The following is a 21,098-nucleotide window of genomic DNA, read 5'->3' as shown; positions in this document are numbered from 1 at the left end:
CCGCTGCGCGCGAGCGGCGCCAGACAAACCGAGAGGACGGCCGCTTTAAAGGCCGTGCTTGGCCCGCCAGGCCGCCAGACGCACGCTGGCGTCACGTTCGATGTCGCCGTAGAACAGATTGTAGGGGACGATCTTGCGCCGATCCGCCCAGCTGCCGCCAGCCGTCAAGAAATCGGCGTCCGGCGCGCTATGCCGCAACAGGCCGCCACGGCATTCGGTGGAGATCAACCGACCAGTGAGAGCCGGTCGGGCGCCCCATTCCAGGCCGGTCGCATTGGTCGCGCCGCTGTGCTGACGCGCAGGGGCGCGCGGCTGGCTCGCAGCACCCGTCACTGGATTCACGCAGATGGGATCGGTCGACAAGTTCACCAGATCGCCGCGATCGTCCCATTCCAGAGCGCGTCTCAGCTTTCGCCGCGCGCCCGGTTCGTCGCCGTCCTGCACCGACGCCCAGGCCACGACACATCCCGTTTGACCAGCGGCGTCGCAGGGCGAGATCGCCTGCCGGAACATCTCGCTCCCGACCAGGGTCTCGATCAGATAGGCGGCGACAAGCCTGTCCTTCAGCGCCGGTTCGGCGCGGAGTTGGTCGCGAACCAGGCGCGCCGTCAGCTCCCCGCCCTGTTCGACCCCCGCGATAACGATGGGGCCAGAGGGATGCTGCTGCAGCCACAATTCGAAGGCGGCCTTCACGTCCTCATAGGCGAAGGCGCGCGCTTCGCGCGCGTCGTCACGCAAGGTCAGTCGCGTATAAAGGCTGGCTTGGCGATAAAGCGGCGCGCTGACCCTGCCTTCTCGGGCGAAGGGCGACGCATAGTTGGGCAGCACGACGCGACGCATATAGGCGTTGGCCCGCGCATCGTCGATCGGCCCATTCCACTCGGCCCCGCCATCGAAAGTGGTCGGCATGACGAAGAAGACCGCCGCCTGGTTAGGCGCGCCCTGATCGATCAGCGCCCAGGAGGATGTCTTTCGATAGTCGGGCGCGGGCGGCGGCTTGTAGGTTTGAAACGGCACCTGCGGGTCCAGACCTGCCCTCAGGATGTCGCCGCTCCAAACCGCGACGGCCGCCGTCAGCACGAAGACGGCGGCGAAGCCTGCATATCCGACCCATTGCCTGAAGGTCAGCCGACGCATCAGCGGTACGGATCAGCCGTGGCGAGGAAGTCCTGCACGTAGCGCCGCACGCCCTCTTCCAACGGCGTGGATTGACCCTCGAAGCCTGCGGCGCGGATGCGGTCCATGCGGGCTTCCGTGAAATATTGGTAGCGGTCGCGGATCGACAGGGGCGTATCGACATAGTCGATGGAGGGCGTCTTGCCGGCGGCGTCGAAAGTGGCGCGCGCAAGATCGGCGAACGACCGCGCCTGGCCCGAGCCGGCGTTGAAGATGCCCGAGACCTGCGGCGACTGAAGCAGAAACTCAATGATATCGACCACATCGTCGACATAGACGAAGTCACGCATCTGACCGCCGTCCGAATAGTTCGGATTGTGCGACCGAAACAGGGTCACAGTCTCGCCCGCCGCGACCTTGGGCCAGATTTGAGCCACGACCGATTTCATTCCGCCCTTGTGACCTTCGTTCGGGCCATAGACGTTGAAGAACTTCAGCCCCGCCCACTGGGGCGGCGCCTGCCCCCGATCCGCCTGCCGGACTGCATACTGATCGAACAGCATTTTCGAGTAGCCGTAGGCGTTTAGCGGACGAAGCTGAGACAATGACTCTGCATCGTCGTCGTCATCAAAGCCCGTCTCGCCGTCGCCATAGGTCGCAGCGGAAGACGCGTAGATCATCCGCGAGCCCCGAACTGCGCACCAGTCCCACAGGTCGCGCGACAGGGTGAAGTTGGTCCGCAGAATCAGATCAGCGTCCGGCTCTGTCGTCGAAGAGATCGCGCCCATGTGCACCACGGCCTCAATCCGCGCGGCATGACGCTCCAGCTGTTCGAACAACTCTTCGGACGACCAGAAGTCAGCGATCGCGTGTTTCGCCAGGTTCTTCCACTTGGCCAGATCGGCCGTCTCCAACCGATCGCAGACGACCACATCATAGGCGGTCTCGGCTGTCAGCCGCGCAACGATGTTTGAACCGATGAAACCGGCGCCGCCGGTCACGACGATCATTCTCGGCGTCACTGCGCGCTCCCTGTCATCTTCTCGATCGTTCGCGTGGTCGAATAGCCATCCTTGAAATCCGCCAGCTTGACCTCGCCGCCCCAGCTTTCGACCAGATCGCCGCCCACGACGCCCTCTCGCGTATAGTCCGAGCCTTTGATAAGAACATCAGGACGCAGCCGTTCGATCAGGGCGATCGGCGTCGGATCATCGAAGCTAGTGACGCGGTCGACGCTGGCCAGCCCGCCGATGACGACGGCGCGACTGTCCAGATCATTCAAAGGTCGCCCCTCGCCCTTCAGTCGTTTGACGGAGGCGTCGGTGTTCAGCGCCACGACCAGACGATCGCACCAGCTGCGCGCCTGCGTCAGATAGGCGACATGGCCGCGATGCAGGATGTCAAAACAGCCGTTGGTGAAACCGACTTTCAGGCCCTGACGCCGCCAGCCTTCGACCTCAACCGCCAGCTCGTCGAGCGGCGTCACCTTGGATACCGCAGCGGTGGCGTGCTGGCTCAGTTCGGCTTCGATCAGCTCGGCGGGTGTCACCACGGCTGTGCCGGCCTTCCCGACAACCACGCCCGAGGCCAGGATGGCGAACTCGACCGCCATCTTAAGCGACGCGCCGGCGCCCAGCGCCAACCCGATCGCGGCCAGGCCTGTATCGCCCGCGCCAGACACGTCGAAGACCTCGCGCGCCCGGCCGGGGAAGTGCTTCACCGGTTCGCCGCGCCGCGCCAGGCTCATGCCCTTACCCGCACGTGTGACGATGATCGCCTTGACGGTCGTGGCGGCCAGCAAGGCGGCCAGCGCCGTCTCGACCTCGGCGTCCGTCCCGACTGGCAGGCCTGTGGCGCCGGCCAGTTCCGAAGCATTGGGCTTGATGACATCGACCGCGCCGTAGCGAGCGAAGTCCCTTCCCTTTGGATCGACGACAACCGGCGCACCCGATGTCTGCGCCGCGTTCAGCGCCGAAGCCAGAAGTGCATCGCTGACGACGCCCTTGGCGTAATCTGAGAGCAAATACACCGAAGCGTCTGCAAACGCGTCCGAATCTTGGATCGAGGTCGGCGCAGCCTCGTCATCCAAACGCAACAGCTGTTGCCCTCCCGAAACGAAGCGCGTCTTCACGATGGTGGACGCGCCTGCCGGCCTCGCCACGACGTCTTCTATGTGCGGCTCGGCGGCGATCAGAGCGGTCAGTTCCGCTCCAGCCGCGTCGTCGCCGATCACGGCGCCCAGCCGCGCCACCCCACCCATAGCCGCGATATTACGCGCGACGTTGCCGACGCCGCCCGGCATGGCGACGGTGCGGCTGGTGCGGAGCACAGGGATCGGCGCCTCGGGCGAGATGCGGCTCACCTCGCCATAGACGTAGCGATCCAGCATCAGATCGCCGACGCAGGCGATCTTCAGGCCGCGCACGCGCTCCAACAGGCTTTGAAGGGCGCCCAGATCCAAGGTGTCAGACATGGGTCCGACCTAGAGGATTCAGGCGGCCTGCGCCACCGGCGCCTTGGCCCCGATCTTGATGGCCAGGTCGTCGAAGGCGATCAGTTCGGCGGCCAGGGCCTCGAACTGGCTCAGCGGCACCATGTTTGGGCCATCCGACGGCGCATTATCCGGATCCTGGTGCGTTTCCATGAAGACTGCATCGACGCCGACGGCCACCGCCGCGCGCCCGAGCACCGGCACGAACTCGCGCTGACCGCCCGACGACGCGCCCTGCCCGCCCGGCTGCTGAACGCTGTGGGTCGCATCGAAGACGACGGGGCAGCCGATCTCTCGCAGCACCGGAAGCGCTCGCATGTCGCTGACCAGAGTGTTGTAGCCGAAGCTGGCGCCGCGTTCGCAGGCCATGACGTTCGGATTGCCGGCGCCGACGACCTTGGCGATGACGTTCTTCATGTCCCAAGGAGCCAGGAACTGACCCTTCTTGATGTTGATCGCCTTGCCGGTGGCGGCGGCGGCCAGCAGCAGGTCGGTCTGGCGGCTGAGGAAGGCCGGGATTTGCAACACATCGACGACCTCGCCGACCGGACCACACTGAACCTCGGAGTGGACGTCCGTCAGGGTTGGCAGGCCGGTCACCTCGCGAATCTCGGCGAAGATCGGCATGGCGTCTTTCAGACCGATGCCCCGCGCGGCGCTGGCGCTGGTCCGGTTCGCCTTGTCGAAACTGGTCTTGTAGATGATGCCGACGTTCAACCGCTCGCCGATTTCCTTCAGGGCATGGGCCGTCTCCAGCGCGTGCTGGCGGCTCTCCATCTGGCAAGGACCGGCGATGAAAGCGATTCTTGCGCCGCCACCGATGACGACAGGCGTCCGAAGACCTTCGGACAACGTAATGACAGCGTTGGGTCGGCTCACGAGGCGGCTCTTTCGACGTTCGGTGTTGTGGAGGCGGCTTTTGCCGCAGCTATTGGGCCATCAGGTGGCGCTCTGAAGGGATGAGCGCAAGTTATCACGGAGTTCGCCCGCGTGGCCACCAAACCTGTCATCCTGTGGTTTCGCCGCGATCTGCGACTGCATGACAATCCCGCCCTGAACCACGCGGCGGAGACGGGGCGACCAATCCTGCCCGTCTATATTCTAGACGAGCATTTCGAGCGGCCGATGGGCGCCGCGTCGCGCTGGTGGCTCGACAAGTCGTTGAGGGCGCTGGATGCCGCGCTTCAATATCGCGGTTCGCGCCTGATTCTGCGCAAGGGCAATGCGCTGAGCCAGCTTCAGGCGCTGATCGCCGAAACCGGCGCCGACGTTGTTTTTATGAACCGCCTGTTCGAACCAGAGGCGTTTGAGCATGACGCCGAAATCGCCCATACGCTCAAGGCGGACGGCGTCGAATGCCGTGGCTTCAATGGCGCCCTGCTCTGCCGCCCGGGCGAGGTGCTGAACGGTTCGGGCCAGCCGTACAAAGTCTTCACGCCGTTCTTGAGAGCTCTGCTGGCCACGGCCGAGGCGCCGGCTCACACAACGGGACCTCGCCAGATACAGACGCCCGAAACGGTTCAATCCGACGACCTCGACGGCTGGAAGCTGCACCCCCACCGTCCGGATTGGTCCAAGGGCTTCGACTGGACGCCGGGGGAGGATGGGGCCTCGCAGGCCTTATCCAGGTTCATACCATCCGGCCTGAAGACCTATGCGAAGGATCGCGACTTTCCCGACCGGCAAGGCGCCAACAGCCGCCTGTCGCCGCATCTTCACTGGGGCGAGATCAGCCCTTGGCGGGCGATAGACCGCGCCCGACAGGAGGCCAAAGACGGCAAGGTGTCATCATCGGAGGCCGACAAATTCATTGCTGAGATCGGCTGGCGCGAGTTCTCGGCGCACCTGCTGCACCATTTTCCCTACATCACCGAGCGCGCGTTCCGTCCCGAATATGACGCCATGCCCTGGCGTAAGGACGACGCGAGCCTCAGGGCGTGGCGACAGGGGCGGACCGGATACCCGTTGGTGGACGCCGGTATGCGCCAGCTCTGGACGACGGGCTGGATGCATAATCGGGTCCGGATGGTCGTCGCCTCCTTCCTGATCAAACATCTGCTGATCGACTGGCGCGAAGGTGAAGCCTGGTTCTGGGACACGCTGGTGGATGCCGACCGGGCCAGCAATGCGCAGAACTGGCAGTGGGTCGCAGGCTCTGGCGCAGACGCTTCCCCCTTCTTCCGCATCTTCAATCCCATCACGCAGGGTGAAAAGTTCGATCCCGACGGCGGCTATGTCCGTCGGTGGGTGCCTGAACTTCGCCGCCTGCCGGACCGCTGGCTACAGTCACCCTGGAGCGCACCCGCTGAAGTGCTGCGTGACGCCGGAATCGTTCTAGGGCGCGATTACCCCAAACCGATCGTCGAACACGAGAAGGGCCGCGCCCGGGCGCTCGCTGCCCTGAAGACCGTTTCCGGTCGCGGCGACGACCACAGCGACCGTGATTGACCCCCTTTGTATTCCGCGTTGAAAGTCAAAAGATGAGCGTCGCACACGCCGATATCGAAGCCGTCGCCAGCCGAACACCGCGCGTGTTCGCCATGCTGCTGCGGCTTCTGGCCGCCAACTGGACCTTCGGCCGCTTGACCGTGCAACTGCCCAATGGCGAGACCCATGTGCTTCAAGGCAAGCGGCCGGGTCCCAGCGGCATGATGACCGTGCGCGACTATCGGTTTGCACGCCGCGTCCTGGCGGCCGGCGATATCGGCTTCGCCGAAGGCTATATCGCGGGCGAGTGGGACAGTCCGCACCTGGCCGGTCTGCTCGAAACCTTGGTGGACAACTACGATCACATCCGGCGCCTGTTCGACGGCAACCTGATCATGTGGGTGGTCAACTGGCTGAGCCATCGCACCAATCGTAACAGCAAGACCGGATCGAAGAAAAACATCCACGCCCACTACGATCTGGGCAACGCCTTCTATTCCCAGTGGCTGGACGGCACGATGACATATTCATCGGCCCGCTTCAGCCGCGATGGTGAGGCGTTGGAGGTGGCGCAGCGTGAGAAATACGCCGCCCTGGCCCGAATGATGGATCTTCGGCCAAGCATGTCAGTGCTGGAAATCGGCTGCGGCTGGGGCGGCTTCGCCGAGTTCGCGGCTCGCGAGATCGGCGCCAAGGTCACCGGGATCACGATTTCCAAAGAGCAGCACGATTTCGCTCGCCAGCGCATGTTCAACGCGGGTTTGAGCGACCGCGCCGATATTCAGCTGATCGACTACCGCGATGTGCAGGGTCGATTTGATCGGGTGGCGTCCATCGAGATGTTCGAGGCTGTGGGCATGGAGTACTGGCCCGCTTACTTCGGCAAGGTCCACGACGTTCTTCGACCTGGCGGTAAGGCCGGACTGCAGATCATCACGATCCAGGACGACCTGTTCGACGAGTACAATGCCCGGACGGATTTTATCCAGAAGTACGTCTTCCCCGGCGGCATGCTGCCCTCCGAAGACCGGCTGGCGCCGGTCGTCGCGAAAGCCGGTCTGTCCTGGCAATCGGTGGAACGGTTCGGCCTCGACTACGCTGCCACGCTCAAGCTTTGGGATGAACGTTTCCAGGCATCCTGGGGCGAGATCAGAAAGCTTTCCGGCTTTGACGAACGATTCCGTCGGCTCTGGCACTTCTATCTGGCCTATTGCGAGGCCGGTTTCCGCTCTAGCCGCACCGACGTCATCCAACTGAGCCTGTCTCGCTCATGAGTCCGCTGATTTCCACGACGGACCTCGCCGCGCGATTGGGCGCGCCGGATTTACGGATCGTCGATGGCAGCTGGCATCTGGATGGGCGAGATGCGCGCGTCGACTTCGAACAGACCCATATCCCTGGCGCCGTCTTCTTCGATCTGGACGCCATATCGGATCGCGACAGCGCTTTGCCCCACATGATGCCGACGCCAGAGGCCTTTGGGGCGGCGGTCGGGACGCTGGGCCTCTCCGTCGACGAGCAGATCGTCGTCTATGATACGACCGGACTGTTCTCGGCGGCGCGCGTCTGGTGGATGCTGAAGACGATGGGCGCGACGAGGGTTCAGGTGCTCGACGGCGGCCTGCCGCGCTGGCGTGACGACGGCCTGCCAACCGTCTCCGGGCCTTCAGTCGCAGATGCAAAAGACTTCCATGCCAAGATGGCGCTCGATGCTGTCGCCTCGTTGGATGACGTGAGCGCGTCCTTGGCCCAGGACGCCCAGGTCGTGGATGCGCGAGGCGCACCACGATTCAACGGCGCGGCGCCCGAACCTCGCGCCGGCGTTCGCAGCGGCCATATGCCCGGCGCGCGCAACCTCCCCTACGGCCGATTGCTAAACGACGACGGCACGATGAAGCGTGGAGCCGCCTTGGCGCAGGCCTTTGCGGACGCCGGCGTGGATATCAGCCGACCCGTGATCACGACCTGCGGATCCGGAGTGACCGCCGCAATACTGACACTGGGCCTGACAGAACTCGGTCGTTCGTCGCGGCTTTATGACGGTTCCTGGGCTGAATGGGGTGCCCGAACGGACACCCCCGTCGAAACCGGCTGAGATCAGGCCGGCGGCGCCACGGAGACGACATCGTCGGCGTCGATCGGCTCGTCTTCCTCGCCGCGCGAAACGACAGTCGCCAGAACCAGGTCGCCCGTGACGTTCAGCGTTGTGCGGCACATGTCCAGGAAGCGGTCGACGCCCAGGATCAGGCCGATGCCCTCCGGCGGCACCTTCACCATCACCAGAATCATCGCCACGACCGGCAGCGAACCTGCCGGCACGCCTGCCGTACCGATGCCGCCAAGGATGCAGACCAGCATGACGATGATCTGCTGCGTAATTGTTAGGTCGATGCCGAAGAACTGAGCCAGAAACAGCACCGTCACGCCTTCAAACAGGGCCGTGCCGTTCTGGTTGGCGGTGGCGCCGACCGTCAGGACGAAGCGGGCGATCTTGCGCGGCAGCTTGAGCTCCTGCTCGGCCGCCTTAAGCGACACAGGCAGAGACGCGTTGGAGGAAGCGGTCGAGAAGGCCACCACCATCGGCTCGCGCACGCCCTTGAAGAAGGCAATCGGCGACCGGCCGCCAAGGATCCAGATCACGACCGGATAGACGACGAACATGTGGATCGCCATCGCGCCCACCGCGACGCCGACATAGGCCGCGAGGCGCACCAAAAGGTCCCAGCCGAACAGGGCCGCCAGGTTGAACATCAAGCAGGCGATGGCGATGGGGGCCAGTTTGATGAAGAGGTTGATCAGCTTCATCGTGACTTCGAACATGCCCTCGATGGCCTGCTGCAACCGGTCGGTCGCGGGCGACTTGGCCATCACCAGGCCGATGCCGAAGAACAGGGCGAACACCATCACCGGCAAGATCTGGTTCTCGGATGCCGCGGTGAAGACGTTCGACGGGATCAGGTCGAGGAAGAAATCACCCAGCTGGATGGTTTCGGGCGCGCCCCTGACGATACCGGCGGCGCCGTCACGTCCTTGATCCAGCAGTTGTTGCGCCAGCACCGGATCGACCCCGCGTCCCGGCTGGAACACATTGACCATCATCAGGCCGATCACCACGGCGATGCTGGACACAAGGATCGTCAGCAGCAGGGTCTTGATCCCCGCCCGTCCAAGCGAGCTGAGATCGCCCATCTCGGCCACCCCGACCACCAGGGCCGAGAACAGCAGCGGGATCACCATCATGAACAGCAGGCGCAGGAAGATCTGGCCCAGCGGTCCGGTGACGTTGTCCGTCAGCCAGACCACCCAGGCCGTATCCGCTCCCAGCGTCAGATTGATCAGCAATCCCCCGATCAGACCGACCGCGAAACCGATCAACATCAGCCAGTGCAGCGCAAGGCCGCCGCGTTTCGTCTCGGTCATCTGTCCCCCAGGAAGCGATGCAAGCGTCGGCGCTTATCGGATCGGCAGGCCATAGATCAAGCCGGCCGGGCGCGCGTTCCATTGTGCGTTCAAACCGCGCGCTAGGTCGAGCGCCGATTGCGACCCCAGATTCCGCTCGAAGATTTCGCCATAGTTTCCGACCGCACCCACGGCGTCCTTGGCCCAGGCGTTCGACAGCCCCAGCATGGGTCCGAACTCGCCCTCGGCGCCCAAAAGACGTCGCACGCGTGGGTCCGTCGTCGTCTTGAACTGATCTTCGGCATTGGCCTTGGTGACCCCGAGTTCTTCGGCCAGCATCAGGGCGTTCAGGGTCCAGCGGACGGTAGAGGCCCAGCGTTCGTCGCCCGCCTTGATAACCGGCCCCAGCGGCTCCTTGGACGCCACATCGGACAGGATCACATGCTCGTTGGGATTGGTCAGCACGGTCCGCGCAGCCGCTAGCGCAGAGATGTCGGCGCTGAACGCGTCGCAATCCTCGCGACCATAGGCGTCGCGCGCCGCCTCCTCCGTCTCGAACACGACAGGTCGATATTCGATGCCTCGAGACCGGAAATAATCGGCAGCGTTGGCCTGGGACGTCGAACCCGATTGAACGCAAACCCGCGCGCCCGTCAGTTCAGTCGCGCTGTTCAGGTTCAGCGAACGCCGAACCAGAAAGCCCTGGCCGTCGTAATAGTTGACGCCGGCGAAGACGAACCCCTCGCCCGCGTCGCGGCTCATGGTCCAGGACGAGTTGCGCCAAAGCACATCGATGCGGCCGTCGTTCAGCGCCGTGAAACGATCGGACGCCGACAGAGGCACGAACCGCACCGCGTCGGCATCACCCAGCACAGCCGCCGCCGTCGCGCGACAGAAGTCCACGTCGAAGCCGCGCCACTGGCCGCGATTGTCGGTGTAGGCAAAGCCGACCAACCCCTGATGCACGCCGCAGTTCAAGCGACCGCGGCGTTTGATGGCGGCCAGCGTCGGGCTTTTCGCGACCGCAGTCGAGGACGCTTGCGCGGACGTGACAGGGCTGGTTTCCGGCGCAGGATTGGCGTCCTTGCGCCCGCAAGCCGCCGTCAGCAGCACCGCCGCCATCGCTCCGATCATCCAGCACCGCATCGCGTTCCAGTCCCTCGCCGCTTGCGCCCCGCTGGCTTTAGAGGCCTTTAGGGCTCGATCCGCAACCCATCGGAGGGGCCATGTCGCCGCATTCGGACCGCACCCGCCTGATCGCCGCCGCCACGCGACGCGGCCAGGGCCGGCGCGGCGTCAATCCGCCGATCGAACGCGCCTCGACGATGTTGAGCGATAGCGCGGCCGTCATGCGCGACGAGACCGACGGGCCGACCTATGGCCTCAGCGGGACCAGCGCCGCCCGCGATCTTCGCCGCGCCCTGGCCGATCTGGAGGGCGCGGAGGGGGCCTTCCTCGTTCCGTCGGGCCTTGCGGCCGTCACAGTTCCGCTGCTGGCGCTTTTGAGACCGGGCGACGAGGTGATCACAACGGACGCCGTCTATGGTCCGACGCGCCGGTTCCTGAGCCGTTATCAATCGACCCGCGGCGTCACGACCCGCTTTTTGCCCGCAGACGCAGACGCGCAGGCTGTTGTGGCCGCCATCGGCGAACGCACGCGGTTGGTGCTGATGGAGTCGCCAGCCTCTCTCACATTCGAAATGGTCGATGTCGCCGCCGTGGCCCAGGCCTGCCGCACACGAGGCGTCCTGACGGTGGTCGATAATACCTGGGCCGCCGGCCTGGCCTATCGTCCGCTGGCCCATGGCGTGGATGTCAGCGTTCAGGCCGTCACCAAATATGTCGGCGGTCATTCGGACGTGCTGATGGGCTGTATTGCGTCGAACAATCCCGCCTGCCTGCGCGCGATCGGCGACACCATCGAGGATCTCGGCTGGCATGTGTCGCCCGATGATGCCTGGCTTGCGCTGCGCGGCCTGCGGACCCTGCCGCTGCGCTATGCCGAACAGGCGCGGTCGGCTTTGATCATCGCGGAGTGGCTGCACGCTCGACCCGAGGTGTCCCGCGTCTTTTATCCACCCCTGCCCGGCTCGATCGGCCATGATGTGTGGCGGCGAGATTTCACCGGCGCGGCGTCCCTGATGGGCGTGGTTATGAAGGGCGGCGACAAGGCGGCGGGCGAGGCGTGCCTGAACGCCCTGACACTGTTCGGCCTCGGTTATTCCTGGGGCGGGTTCGAAAGCCTGATCACCCACGAGACCCATCAGATGGACTACCGCTGCCATCCGCCCGTGCTTGAGGGCGAACTGATCCGACTGCATGTCGGTTTGGAAGACCCCTCCGAACTGATCGCCGATTTGGAACGAGGTCTCGCCGCCTTCACCGCCGCGCTCACGGTTCCTTAAGCGCCGCAAAGGACTGTGCGCCCGTGCGCGAACCGCCCGTTCAGACCCCGGATGATTCGCCGCCGCTGTGGGAACAGTGGGCGGCCGGCTTCGTCATCTTCATGCTGACCGGCGCCTTGATCGCGCCTGTGATCGCGCCGACCCAGGTCGAAACGCCGATCCTGCGGTTCATCTGGTTGCCGGTCTATGCCGTCATCGCCGGCCTGATCGTCTTTCGCTTCGACAAGGTCATACGCGCCTGGCCCGCTTGGCTGATGATGTTCGCTCTGGTCGCCCTGTGTTTCGTCTCGAAATACTGGTCCATCGACCCCGAGGTCACTGAGCGCCGCGTCATCGCCATGGCGATTAACAGCGCTTTCGCCGTCTATCTGGGCGCCCGGTTCCGTGACGACGCCCTGCCGCGCGTCCTGATGTACACCTGTTTGGTGATGGCGATCGGCAGCCTGATCATGGTGTTCGGCTATCCGAAGGTCGGGGTGCACCAGTTCGACAACGCCGGCCTGTGGCGCGGCCTCTGGTACGAGAAGAACCAGATGGGGCTGGTCATGGTGGTGGGCGCCGTCTCCGCCGCAGCGACCCTGGCCGCCGATCATATCTCCGGACGCAGCAACCGTTTCTGGGTGTGCCTCCTGACGCTCGGTCTGACCACGCTCCTGGTGCTCGCAACCCAATCCAAGACCTCGCTTCTGTGCTGGGGGCTGGGCCTGGGCATGGTGGGCGGGTGGTGGATGTTGAAGCAGGGCGGCGCGGTCATCACGGTCGTCGGCATCTGGCTGGGGGTCATCACGGCGGCAGGCGCGACCTGGGTGTGGAACTCGGATTCCGCTGCGATCCTGGAGGCGCTCGGCAAAGACCCCTCCCTGACCGGTCGCACCCTGATCTGGGAGGCTCTGATGCGAAAGGTCGCCGAACGCCCCTGGACCGGCTACGGCTTCAGCGCCTTCTGGGGCGTGGATTCCATTCCCGCACGCGAAATCCGCATCGAGACCCAGTGGCCCGTGCCGTCCGCGCACAACGGCTGGATCGACCTGCTGGTCCAGTTGGGCTGGCCCGGCGCGGTGGCGGTCGGCGCCGTCATGGCGATTTCCGCCGTCTTCATCGTCGCGCGGACGAACGGTCTGGGCGCGCGGGAAGGTTATTGGAGCATCGCCTATCTGGCCGTTTTCACCGCGCTGAGCCTGTCGGAGAGCGTGCTGTTGACCCACGCCAACCTGCCCTGGGTGCTGATGCTGGCGATTATGGCCCGCGCCGTGACCTTTGATCCGGCCCCGGTTCGTGCGCCGCTTGCTCGACCGGCCTCACGGGCCTACCAGACCCGGTCCCGAATCGCCTCAGACTATGTGAATGGCCGCCGACCTCTTCGCTTTTGACGACGAACCCGAAGCTCGCAAACCCGAGCCGCCCAAGCCTGTTGCGGTGACCCCGCCTGCGGCTCCACCCATTATCGCCCCAACCCCCGCGCCGCCTCCTGTTCAGGCCACGGCCACGACGGCGGCCGCCACCGGCTATTCCGCCTCATCGATTGAGGTGCTGGAAGGGCTTGAACCTGTTCGCAAACGCCCCGGCATGTATATCGGCGGCACCGACGAGCGCGCCCTGCACCACCTGTTCGCCGAAGTCCTCGACAACGCGATGGACGAGGCGGTGGCGAAGCATGCCAAGCTGATCACCGTCGATCTGGACGCCGAAGGCTATCTGTCGGTTCGCGACGACGGACGCGGCATCCCCGTCGATCCGCATCCGAAACATCCCGGCAAGTCTGCGCTGGAAGTCGTCATGACCGTCCTCCACTCAGGCGGCAAGTTCTCGGGCAAAGCCTATGAAACCTCGGGCGGTTTGCACGGCGTCGGCGTCTCGGTCGTCAACGCGCTGAGCGAAAGCGTCGAGGTCACCGTCTGGCGCGACGGCTTCGAGTGGAAACAGGCTTTCAGCCGCGGCGCCGTCCTGGCCCCGATCCAGCAGATCGGCCCGTCCAAGAAACGCGGCACCCTGATCCGCTTCAAGCCGGACGACGAAATCTTCGGCATGGGGGCGGCGTTCAAGCCCGCCCGCCTGTTCCGTATGGCCCGCTCCAAGGCCTATCTCTTCCGAGGCGTAGAGATCCGGTGGACCTGCGCGCCGGAACGAATCACTGACGCCACCCCGACCCAGGCCAGCCTGCACTTCCCAGGCGGCCTGGCCGACGCCCTTGTTGATCGGATCGGCGAACTGGACACCGTCACCCCCACCTTCGCCGGCCGTGCCGAGCGTCAGGGCGAGGCGGGCGCATTCGAATGGGCCGTCACATGGTCGCCCATCGGTTTCGGCGAATCCGACGGGTTCATCCAGTCCTACTGCAACACCGTCTCGACGCCCGACGGGGGCACGCACGAAGCCGGCTTCCGCGCCGCTCTCGTCAAGGGTCTAAAATCCTATGGCGAACTGACCAACGAAAAGCGCGCCGCCATCATCACGGCCGAGGACGTCATCGCCAACGCCGGCGCCCTGATCAGCGTCTTCATCCGCAATCCCGAGTTCCAGGGCCAGACCAAGGACCGCCTGTCCTCGCCTGAGGGGACGCGCATCGTGGAGCAGTTGCTCCGTGACCCGCTGGATCACTGGCTGACTGAAAGCCCCAAACAGGCCAACGCCCTGCTTGGCTTCGTCATCGACCGGGCCGAAGACCGTTTGCGTCGCCGCAAGGACAAAGAAGTCCAGCGCGCCGCCGCCACCCGCAAACTACGCCTGCCAGGCAAGCTGTCGGACTGCAGCCGCCAGTCGGCCCAGGGCACCGAGCTGTTCATTGTCGAAGGCGATTCGGCCGGCGGCTCGGCCAAACAGGCGCGCGACCGCACGACCCAGGCCATTCTGCCCCTGCGTGGTAAGATCCTGAACGTCGCCTCGGCCACGGCGGACAAACTGCGTCAGAACGTCGAACTGTCCGACCTGGCGCTCGCCATGGGCGTCCAGCCGGGCAATCGCTTCAACATTGACGACCTGCGCTACGAGCGGATTGTCATCATGACCGACGCCGATGTCGACGGCGCTCACATCGCAGCCCTGCTGATCACCTTCTTCTATCGCGTCATGCCCGAGACCATCCGCCAGGGTCGGGTCTTCATGGCCCTGCCGCCGCTGTACCGAATTTCGGCCGGCCCCTTGAGCGAATACGCCCGCGACGACGCGCACCGCGACGAACTGCTGAGCACCGTCTTCAAGGGCAAGAAGACCGAGATCGGCCGGTTCAAGGGCCTGGGCGAAATGATGGCCTCCCAGCTCAAGGAGACCACCATGGATCCCAAGAAGCGGACCCTGGCCCGCATCACGGTCCCCGACGCCGAAACCAGCATCGAAGACCTGGTCGAACGCCTGATGGGCAAGCGCGCCGACGCACGCTTCCAGTTCATTCAGGAAAATGCGCAGTTCGTGAAAGAAGAACTCGACGTCTGAGGCCCCAGCGGCCCTTCCAACGCAAGACAACGCCTGACAAAAGGGGGCATGCAGACGCCCGCCCCCTCCGCCGCCGTGCTCGACGAACTGAAGGCCGCGCTGGGTCCGGGCGGCTGGACCCAGGATCCTGATGTCATCGCCCCGTCGCTGACCGAATGGCGCAATCGCTGGACCGGCAATACGCCGATCCTGTTGACCCCGCGTTCGACGGAAGAGGTCGCGCGCGCGGTGACGATCTGCGCTCGTGAGGGCGTCGCCATTACGTCCCAAGGCGGCGGCACCGGCTTGGTCGGCGGCCAGATCCCCTTCGGCGAGGTCCTGCTGTCGACCCGCAAGATGCGCGCCGTCCGCGATGTGACCCCGCTCGACGACGCCATGACGGTCGAGGCCGGCCTGACCCTGCTTGAGGCGCAGCGGGCGGCGACGGCGGCCGGTCGCTACTTCCCGCTCAGCCTGGCGGCTGAAGGCTCGGCAACCATCGGCGGCGTCATCTCCACCAACGCCGGCGGCACCCAGGTGTTGCGCTACGGCATGATGCGCGACTTGGTGCTGGGCCTTGAAGCGGTCATGCCCAACGGCGAAATCTTCCGGGGCCTGAAGCGTCTGCGCAAGGACAACACCGGCTACGACCTGAAACAGCTGCTGATCGGCGCCGAGGGCACATTGGGCGTCGTGACCGCCGCCACCCTGAAACTCTTCCCCATCATGCGCTCGCGCGCCGTCGCGGTGGTCGGCCTGGAAACCGCCGCCGCCTCCGTCGAACTGCTCGCACGCGCTAAGGCCGAGACGGGCGGCGGGGTCGAGGCCTTCGAACTGATGAAGCGCCTCGGCATGGAACTGGTCCTCAAGAACATCCCCGACACCCGCGAGCCGCTGGACTCGACGCCCGAGTGGTATGTCCTGATCGAGGTCGCCTCCGGTACGCCCGGCGGCGCCGAGGCCCAGATCGAGGCATTGCTGGAGGTCGCTTTCGAGCAAGGCCTGATCACCGACGCCGCCATCGCCCAGAACGACGCCCAGCGCGCCGCCTTCTGGCGTCTGCGCGAAGAACATTCGGCGGCCCTCAAGCCCGAGGGCGGCGGCTGGAAACACGACGTCTCCGTTCCCATCAGCCGCATCGCCGAATTCATCGACGAAGCCTCGGCCGCCGTCGAACGCTTCCACCCCGGCGCCCGCATCTCGGTCTTCGGCCACGTCGGCGACGGCAACCTGCACTACGACATCCTGCCCGGCGTGGGTCAGGACATCCCCGCCTTCATCGGCCGCTGGAAGGAAGGCTCGCAAGTGGTTCACGACGTTGTCGGAACCTATGACGGCTCCATCTCCGCCGAACACGGCCTGGGCCGGCTGAAGACCGAAGAGGTCAAACGCTACAAGTCCCTGCTCGAGATCGAAACCATGGCCGCCATCCGCCGCGCCATCGATCCCAAGCGGATCATGAACCCAGCCGTTTTGTTCTAGCGACCCTAATCGCCGCTTCGCCGCAGCCGGTTCAAATCGTCATCGAAGCATCCTATGTGGGCGGCGACATTACGGAGCCGCGTCTTGCTGATTGTTCTTTCCCCGGCCAAGCGCCTCGATTTCACCGAAGCCGATGGGGTTATTCCCGGCAGCGACCGCCGGTTCGTCGAAGACACCGCCAGCCTGTCCAAAACCGCCAAGCGCCAGACCAAGGCGGATCTGCGTCGGCTGATGGGGATTTCGGACAATCTGGCGACCCTGAACGCCTCGCGCTTCAAGGCATTCGATCCAGAATCCACAGAGGGCGTTCAGGCGGCCTTCGCCTTTGCCGGCGATGTGTATGAGGGCTTGCGAGCGCGCGAACTGGACGCCGACGACTTGGCTTTCGCGCAGGATCATTTGCGCATTCTGTCCGGCTTTTACGGCCTGCTGCGTCCGTTGGACCGGATTCAGCCCTATCGGCTGGAGATGGGCACGCGGCTGAAGACGCGTCGTGGGGCCAGCCTGTACGACTTCTGGGGCGACCGGATTTCCAAACAATTGAACGAAGACGCCGAGGGCCAGTCGGATCCGACGCTGGTGAATCTGGCCAGCCAGGAATATTTCGGGGCCGTCGATGCAAAGGCTCTGAAACTGCCTGTCGTCACGCCCCAGTTCCGGGAAGAGAAGAACGGCGAGAGCCGCATCATCTCCTTCTTCGCCAAGAAGGCGCGCGGGGCCATGGCGCGGTTCGCGATCGACGAGCGCGTGGAACGGGTCGCGGACCTGAAGGCGTTCGACCGGGACGGTTATGCGTTCGACAAGGCCGCCTCGACCGACGCCGAGTGGATATTCATCAGATCGGGAAATTCTTGATCCCGACATCGACCTCCCGCTAATCTCGCCAAAACAAACGAAGGGGCGGATTCATGTCGCAAGAGCCTAAAGACTCCACGGGCGCCGACAGTCGGGCGGCACGCGGTATCGGCGATCTGAAAGGGCAGGTCGCGGTCATCACGGGCTCGACCTCTGGCATCGGGCTGGCTCTCGCACGCGCCGTGGCGGGAGGCGGCGGTGAAGTCGTTCTGAACGGCCTGGGCGACCCCGCGGAGATCGAGCGCACCCGCGCCGATCTGGAGGCCTCATCCGGCGTTCGCGTCCTCTATCATCCGGCGGACATGACGCGCGGTGACGAAATCGCCGACATGATCGCCTTCGCTGAACGCGAACTGGGCCGCCTGGACATCCTGGTCAACAACGCCGGGATCCAGCACGTCGAATCCGTCGAGAAATTCCCCACCGATCAGTGGGAGAAAATCATCGCCATCAACCTGTCGTCGGCCTTTTACGCCACGCGCGCGGCGATCCCGATCATGAAGGCGCAGGGGCGCGGCCGGATCATCAACATGGCCTCTGCGCACGGTCTGGTGGCCAGTCCGTTCAAGTCCGCCTATGTCGCGGCGAAACATGGCGTCATCGGCTTTACGAAGACGGTCGCACTGGAACTGGCGCGCGACAACATCACCTGCAACGCCATCTGCCCCGGCTTTGTCGAGACGCCGATCGTTACCAAACAAATTGCGGATCAGGCGCGCACGCGAAATATGACCGAGGAGCAGGTGCTGACGGACGTGATCCTGGCGGCCCAGCCGACAAAGCGGTTCGTCACGACGGAGGAACTGACCGGCATCTTCCTCTACTTGGTCAGCGACCTCGGCGCCTCGGCCAACGGGGCCAGCTTCTCCATCGACGGCGGCTGGACCGCGCAGTAGCAAAGGAAGGCGGCGGTCATGGCGATTTTCAAGCGCAAGACCGCCGAAGCGGCGGACATCGTTCCCGCTGTTCCCGCCCGACGGCCCATCTGCCTTGCGCTTCAGGGCGGCGGCGCACACGGCGCGTTCCAATGGGGCGTGCTGGATCGTCTGCTGGAAGACGATCGTCTGGATATTCGCGCGGTGTCCGGCGTGTCAGCGGGGGCGATGAACGGCGCGGCCCTGGTGTCGGGCCTCGCGTCAGGGGATGGCCGCGCCGCGTTGGACAAGCTTTGGCGAGAGGTGAACCAGTCCGGCGGTCGCAACGTCTTCGGCGACAGCGCGATCTGGACCGCAGCGCGGACGCCTGACTGGATCAAGGACAACCCATTCTGGCGTGCGGGCGAGACGCTGGCGATGTCGATGAACCCGTATGAATTCAATCCACTGAACCATAATCCTCTGAAACGGGTTTTGCAGGCCTCGGTCGATTTCCGCGCCGTCCAGGCCTCGGACATCCGGCTTTTCGTCGCCGCCACCGCTGTGCGCCAAGCGAAAGCGCGCATCTTCCAGACGAATGAGATCAACGCCAATGTCCTGATGGCGTCGGCCTGCCTCCCCCATCTGTTTCAAGCCGTGGAGATCGATGGGGAGCCCTATTGGGACGGCGGCTATCTGACCAATCCGCCGCTGTGGCCGTTGACCGGAGACGACACGCCGGACGACGTCCTGCTGATCACACTCAATCCGATGGTGCGCGACGAGACGCCGAAAAGCGCAGGCGACATCGTCGATCGGCTAAACGAGATCGTCTTCAACGCGCCGCTGGTCGCAGAACTGCGCGCCATCGCCCTGGCGGGTGAACTGATCGAACATGGGCAGTTGAAAGGCGGCGGCGCCGGACCTTATCGGCACGTCCGACTGCACGCCATTGAGGCGGACGGCTGGCTCTCGGACCTGTCGCTGCGATCCAAGTTCAATACCGAATGGGGTTTCCTCAACGACATGAAGGCGCGGGGACGTGCGGCCGCCGACGATTGGTTGAATGCTTGCCTGGGCAGCGTCGGACGCCAGTCCAGCGTCGATCTTCAGGCCCGCTTCGGCTAGCCGACGAAGCCTGCGGCGCGTCGCAGACGGTCGTTGATGGCTTCACCCAGTCCCGTCGTCGGAATCGGCGACACGGCGATACCCGTCGGCCGTGTGCGGTCGGCCTCGCGCAGCAGTCGGAACAGATTGGCGGCGGCTTCGCGCAGGTCGCCCGACGGGCTCAGGCTCCAGCGTGGCTCGCCGGCTTCGGGGCCAAAGCCGAGCAGGATTTCGCCGTCACGCGCCGCGCCGGCCTCGATGCGAACCGGAGCATCCGGTGCATAGTGCAGGGTCAGTCGCCCGGGCGAACGATGCCCTTCTGAGCCCTCTTCAATGGCGCCGACGACCGCCTCGATCTCGGACCGGGTGATGGCGCCGGGACGAAGCAAGGCGACCCTTCCTCCCAGCACTGACACGACCGTGCTTTCCAGACCGACCTGGCAGGGTCCGCCATCGACAGCCGCTGAGACCGCAAAGCCCGTCTCCTCGACAGCATCGGGGAAGGTCGTCGGGCTCGGTCGACCGGAACGATTGGCCGAGGGGGCCACGACCGGGCCGCCGAACGCCGCCAATACTTCCCTCGCCACCAGATGCGCCGGAACGCGGATCGCGACGCTGTCCAATCCGGCGCGCGCCAAATCGCAGACGCTGCGCATGTCCAGGATTGGCGTGATCAGGGTGAAGGGCCCGGGCCAGAAGGCGTCCGCCAAGGCAAGTCCGAGCGGACCCAACTCCCCAATCTGGGCCGCCGCATCGGCATCGACGACATGAGAAATCAGCGGATTGAACTTCGGCCGCCCTTTCGCGGCGAAGATGGCGGCGACCGCCTCGGCATTGCTTGCGTCGGCGCCCAGTCCATAAACGGTCTCGGTCGGCAGCAGGATCAGATCGCCGTTCGCCAGCGCCTGTGCGGCTTGCAGCGGCGTTTGGTTCACGGTCGGCGCGGGATGATCGGGATCATCCGGTGCAGCACATTGTCCCGATCAATGAACTGATGCTTGAGCGCCGCGATCACATGCAGCGCGATCAAGACATAGAGCCCCTTCACCGCCAGTTCGTGCAGCACCATCAGGCTGCGCGCCACTTCACGCCCGCCGCTGACGGGCAAGAGGGGCCAGGAGAAGAGGCCGAACCACTCGATCGCGCGCCCGCCCGCCGATGATGCGAGCCAACCGGTCATCGGAATGACGATCAGAGCCAGGTAAAACAGGACGTGCGTCGCGCGCGCCGCCACCTTCTGCCAGCGCGGCAAAACGGATGGCAGAGGAATCGCCGGATGCGCCAGGCGCCATCCGATCCGCGCAAGGGTCAGCACCAGGATCGTCAGACCCAGCGACTTGTGCAGCATGACGAACTGGCCCGAAATCGGCCCTTCTGTATTCTCATGCGCCGTGATCAGCAGCACCTGCGCCAGAACGGCGGCGGCGATGCCCCAATGCATCATCAGGGAAACGACCGAATATCGATTGCGGGGCTCGCCCATGTCTTCCCTTCCGCGACGGCACGGCGTCACCATGCATTCAGCCACTTTGCACTGAGACGGGGCGCGTCGCC

Annotated in this window: 18 protein-coding genes; 10 read left to right on the top strand and 8 right to left on the bottom strand. The window is 64.9% G+C overall.

What is annotated here, in order from left to right; translation table 11 throughout:
- Positions 1-45: 45 nt before the first annotated feature.
- Genes ASF31_RS04570 through kdsA form a run of 4 tightly spaced genes read right to left on the bottom strand, consistent with a single transcriptional unit; the run spans position 46 to position 4,486 of the window.
- Complete coding sequence (locus ASF31_RS04570) at positions 46-1,137, bottom strand: DUF3089 domain-containing protein (protein ID WP_055753550.1); 1,092 nt, start codon at positions 1,135-1,137, stop codon at positions 46-48.
- Entirely contained in the window at positions 1,137-2,126 is a 990-nt protein-coding gene (gene rfaD, locus ASF31_RS04565) for an ADP-glyceromanno-heptose 6-epimerase (RefSeq protein WP_055753549.1), read from the bottom strand. The genes ASF31_RS04570 and rfaD overlap by 1 nt, the downstream gene beginning before the upstream one ends.
- Positions 2,127-2,134: 8 nt before the next feature.
- Positions 2,135-3,589, bottom strand: a complete 1,455-nt coding sequence (rfaE2, locus tag ASF31_RS04560) for a D-glycero-beta-D-manno-heptose 1-phosphate adenylyltransferase (protein WP_055753548.1) — start codon at positions 3,587-3,589, stop codon at positions 2,135-2,137.
- A gap of 18 nt (positions 3,590-3,607) precedes the next feature.
- On the bottom strand, positions 3,608-4,486 hold the full coding sequence (gene kdsA / locus ASF31_RS04555; RefSeq protein WP_026108227.1) for a 3-deoxy-8-phosphooctulonate synthase: 879 nt from the start codon (positions 4,484-4,486) through the stop codon (positions 3,608-3,610).
- A gap of 111 nt (positions 4,487-4,597) precedes the next feature.
- Here kdsA and ASF31_RS04550 point away from each other — a divergent pair, with 111 nt between their 5' ends.
- Genes ASF31_RS04550 through sseA form a run of 3 tightly spaced genes read left to right on the top strand, consistent with a single transcriptional unit; the run spans position 4,598 to position 8,129 of the window.
- A complete protein-coding gene (locus ASF31_RS04550) occupies positions 4,598-6,055 on the top strand; it encodes a deoxyribodipyrimidine photo-lyase (RefSeq protein ID WP_082465014.1) in 1,458 nt (485 codons plus the stop codon).
- A gap of 32 nt (positions 6,056-6,087) precedes the next feature.
- Complete coding sequence (locus ASF31_RS04545; protein ID WP_055753546.1) at positions 6,088-7,308, top strand: cyclopropane-fatty-acyl-phospholipid synthase family protein; 1,221 nt, start codon at positions 6,088-6,090, stop codon at positions 7,306-7,308.
- On the top strand, positions 7,305-8,129 hold the full coding sequence (sseA, locus tag ASF31_RS04540) for a 3-mercaptopyruvate sulfurtransferase (RefSeq protein ID WP_055753545.1): 825 nt from the start codon (positions 7,305-7,307) through the stop codon (positions 8,127-8,129). Before ASF31_RS04545 ends, sseA begins: the two co-directional genes overlap by 4 nt.
- A 2-nt stretch (positions 8,130-8,131) precedes the next feature.
- Here the strand turns inward: sseA and ASF31_RS04535 are convergent, their stop codons facing one another.
- Positions 8,132-9,454 carry a dicarboxylate/amino acid:cation symporter gene (locus tag ASF31_RS04535; protein ID WP_055753544.1) on the bottom strand — a complete coding sequence of 441 codons (1,323 nt, stop codon included), beginning with the start codon at positions 9,452-9,454 and terminating at the stop codon, positions 8,132-8,134.
- A 33-nt stretch (positions 9,455-9,487) separates the two neighbouring features.
- Positions 9,488-10,567, bottom strand: coding sequence for an amino acid ABC transporter substrate-binding protein (locus ASF31_RS04530; RefSeq protein ID WP_235551242.1), 1,080 nt, complete (start codon positions 10,565-10,567; stop codon positions 9,488-9,490).
- A 92-nt stretch (positions 10,568-10,659) separates the two neighbouring features.
- On the opposite strand from ASF31_RS04530, the gene metC reads away from it, so the two are divergent.
- The 7 genes from metC (at position 10,660) to ASF31_RS04495 (ending at position 19,565) form a co-directional block, all read left to right on the top strand.
- Positions 10,660-11,838: a cystathionine beta-lyase gene (gene metC, locus ASF31_RS04525; protein WP_055753543.1), complete on the top strand. Its 1,179-nt coding sequence runs from the start codon at positions 10,660-10,662 to the stop codon at positions 11,836-11,838.
- Positions 11,839-11,861: 23 nt separating this feature from the next.
- Positions 11,862-13,208 carry an O-antigen ligase gene (locus tag ASF31_RS04520; RefSeq protein ID WP_055753542.1) on the top strand — a complete coding sequence of 449 codons (1,347 nt, stop codon included), beginning with the start codon at positions 11,862-11,864 and terminating at the stop codon, positions 13,206-13,208.
- On the top strand, positions 13,183-15,267 hold the full coding sequence (locus tag ASF31_RS04515) for a DNA topoisomerase IV subunit B (RefSeq protein WP_055753541.1): 2,085 nt from the start codon (positions 13,183-13,185) through the stop codon (positions 15,265-15,267). Before ASF31_RS04520 ends, ASF31_RS04515 begins: the two co-directional genes overlap by 26 nt.
- Before the next feature lie 48 nt (positions 15,268-15,315).
- A complete protein-coding gene (locus tag ASF31_RS04510) occupies positions 15,316-16,728 on the top strand; it encodes an FAD-binding oxidoreductase (protein ID WP_055753540.1) in 1,413 nt (470 codons plus the stop codon).
- Positions 16,729-16,812: 84 nt separating this feature from the next.
- The gene (gene yaaA, locus ASF31_RS04505; protein ID WP_055753539.1) at positions 16,813-17,583 is read left to right on the top strand and encodes a peroxide stress protein YaaA; all 771 of its coding nucleotides are present in this window, start codon (positions 16,813-16,815) and stop codon (positions 17,581-17,583) included.
- 53 nt (positions 17,584-17,636) lie between these two features.
- Positions 17,637-18,479, top strand: a complete 843-nt coding sequence (locus ASF31_RS04500; protein WP_055753538.1) for a 3-hydroxybutyrate dehydrogenase — start codon at positions 17,637-17,639, stop codon at positions 18,477-18,479.
- An 18-nt stretch (positions 18,480-18,497) separates the two neighbouring features.
- A complete protein-coding gene (locus ASF31_RS04495; RefSeq protein ID WP_082465013.1) occupies positions 18,498-19,565 on the top strand; it encodes a patatin-like phospholipase family protein in 1,068 nt (355 codons plus the stop codon).
- Here ASF31_RS04495 and ASF31_RS04490 read toward each other — a convergent pair.
- On the bottom strand, positions 19,562-20,479 hold the full coding sequence (locus ASF31_RS04490; protein WP_055753537.1) for an L-threonylcarbamoyladenylate synthase: 918 nt from the start codon (positions 20,477-20,479) through the stop codon (positions 19,562-19,564). The genes ASF31_RS04495 and ASF31_RS04490 overlap by 4 nt on opposite strands.
- Complete coding sequence (locus ASF31_RS04485; RefSeq protein WP_055753536.1) at positions 20,476-21,027, bottom strand: cytochrome b; 552 nt, start codon at positions 21,025-21,027, stop codon at positions 20,476-20,478. The genes ASF31_RS04490 and ASF31_RS04485 overlap by 4 nt, the downstream gene beginning before the upstream one ends.
- Positions 21,028-21,098: the final 71 nt, after the last annotated feature.

Origin of the sequence: Brevundimonas sp. Leaf280, from assembly GCF_001422455.1 — a bacterium.
In the GTDB taxonomy this organism is placed as follows: Bacteria; Pseudomonadota; Alphaproteobacteria; order Caulobacterales; family Caulobacteraceae; genus Brevundimonas.
This window is presented reverse-complemented; position numbering and strand designations above follow the sequence as displayed.

Excerpts from the sequence above, each read along its gene's own strand:
- ASF31_RS04545 (WP_055753546.1), top strand. The coding sequence starts at position 6,088 with ATGAGCGTCGCACACGCCGATATCGAAGCCGTCGCCAGCCGAACACCG.
- ASF31_RS04495 (WP_082465013.1), top strand. The coding sequence starts at position 18,498 with ATGGCGATTTTCAAGCGCAAGACCGCCGAAGCGGCGGACATCGTTCCC.
- ASF31_RS04570 (WP_055753550.1), bottom strand. The coding sequence starts at position 1,137 with ATGCGTCGGCTGACCTTCAGGCAATGGGTCGGATATGCAGGCTTCGCC.
- ASF31_RS04515 (WP_055753541.1), top strand. The coding sequence starts at position 13,183 with ATGGCCGCCGACCTCTTCGCTTTTGACGACGAACCCGAAGCTCGCAAA.
- rfaE2 (WP_055753548.1), bottom strand. The coding sequence starts at position 3,589 with ATGTCTGACACCTTGGATCTGGGCGCCCTTCAAAGCCTGTTGGAGCGC.
- ASF31_RS04535 (WP_055753544.1), bottom strand. The coding sequence starts at position 9,454 with ATGACCGAGACGAAACGCGGCGGCCTTGCGCTGCACTGGCTGATGTTG.
- metC (WP_055753543.1), top strand. The coding sequence starts at position 10,660 with ATGTCGCCGCATTCGGACCGCACCCGCCTGATCGCCGCCGCCACGCGA.
- ASF31_RS04510 (WP_055753540.1), top strand. The coding sequence starts at position 15,316 with ATGCAGACGCCCGCCCCCTCCGCCGCCGTGCTCGACGAACTGAAGGCC.
- ASF31_RS04530 (WP_235551242.1), bottom strand. The coding sequence starts at position 10,567 with ATGATCGGAGCGATGGCGGCGGTGCTGCTGACGGCGGCTTGCGGGCGC.
- ASF31_RS04500 (WP_055753538.1), top strand. The coding sequence starts at position 17,637 with ATGTCGCAAGAGCCTAAAGACTCCACGGGCGCCGACAGTCGGGCGGCA.
- ASF31_RS04485 (WP_055753536.1), bottom strand. The coding sequence starts at position 21,027 with ATGGGCGAGCCCCGCAATCGATATTCGGTCGTTTCCCTGATGATGCAT.
- rfaD (WP_055753549.1), bottom strand. The coding sequence starts at position 2,126 with ATGATCGTCGTGACCGGCGGCGCCGGTTTCATCGGTTCAAACATCGTT.
- sseA (WP_055753545.1), top strand. The coding sequence starts at position 7,305 with ATGAGTCCGCTGATTTCCACGACGGACCTCGCCGCGCGATTGGGCGCG.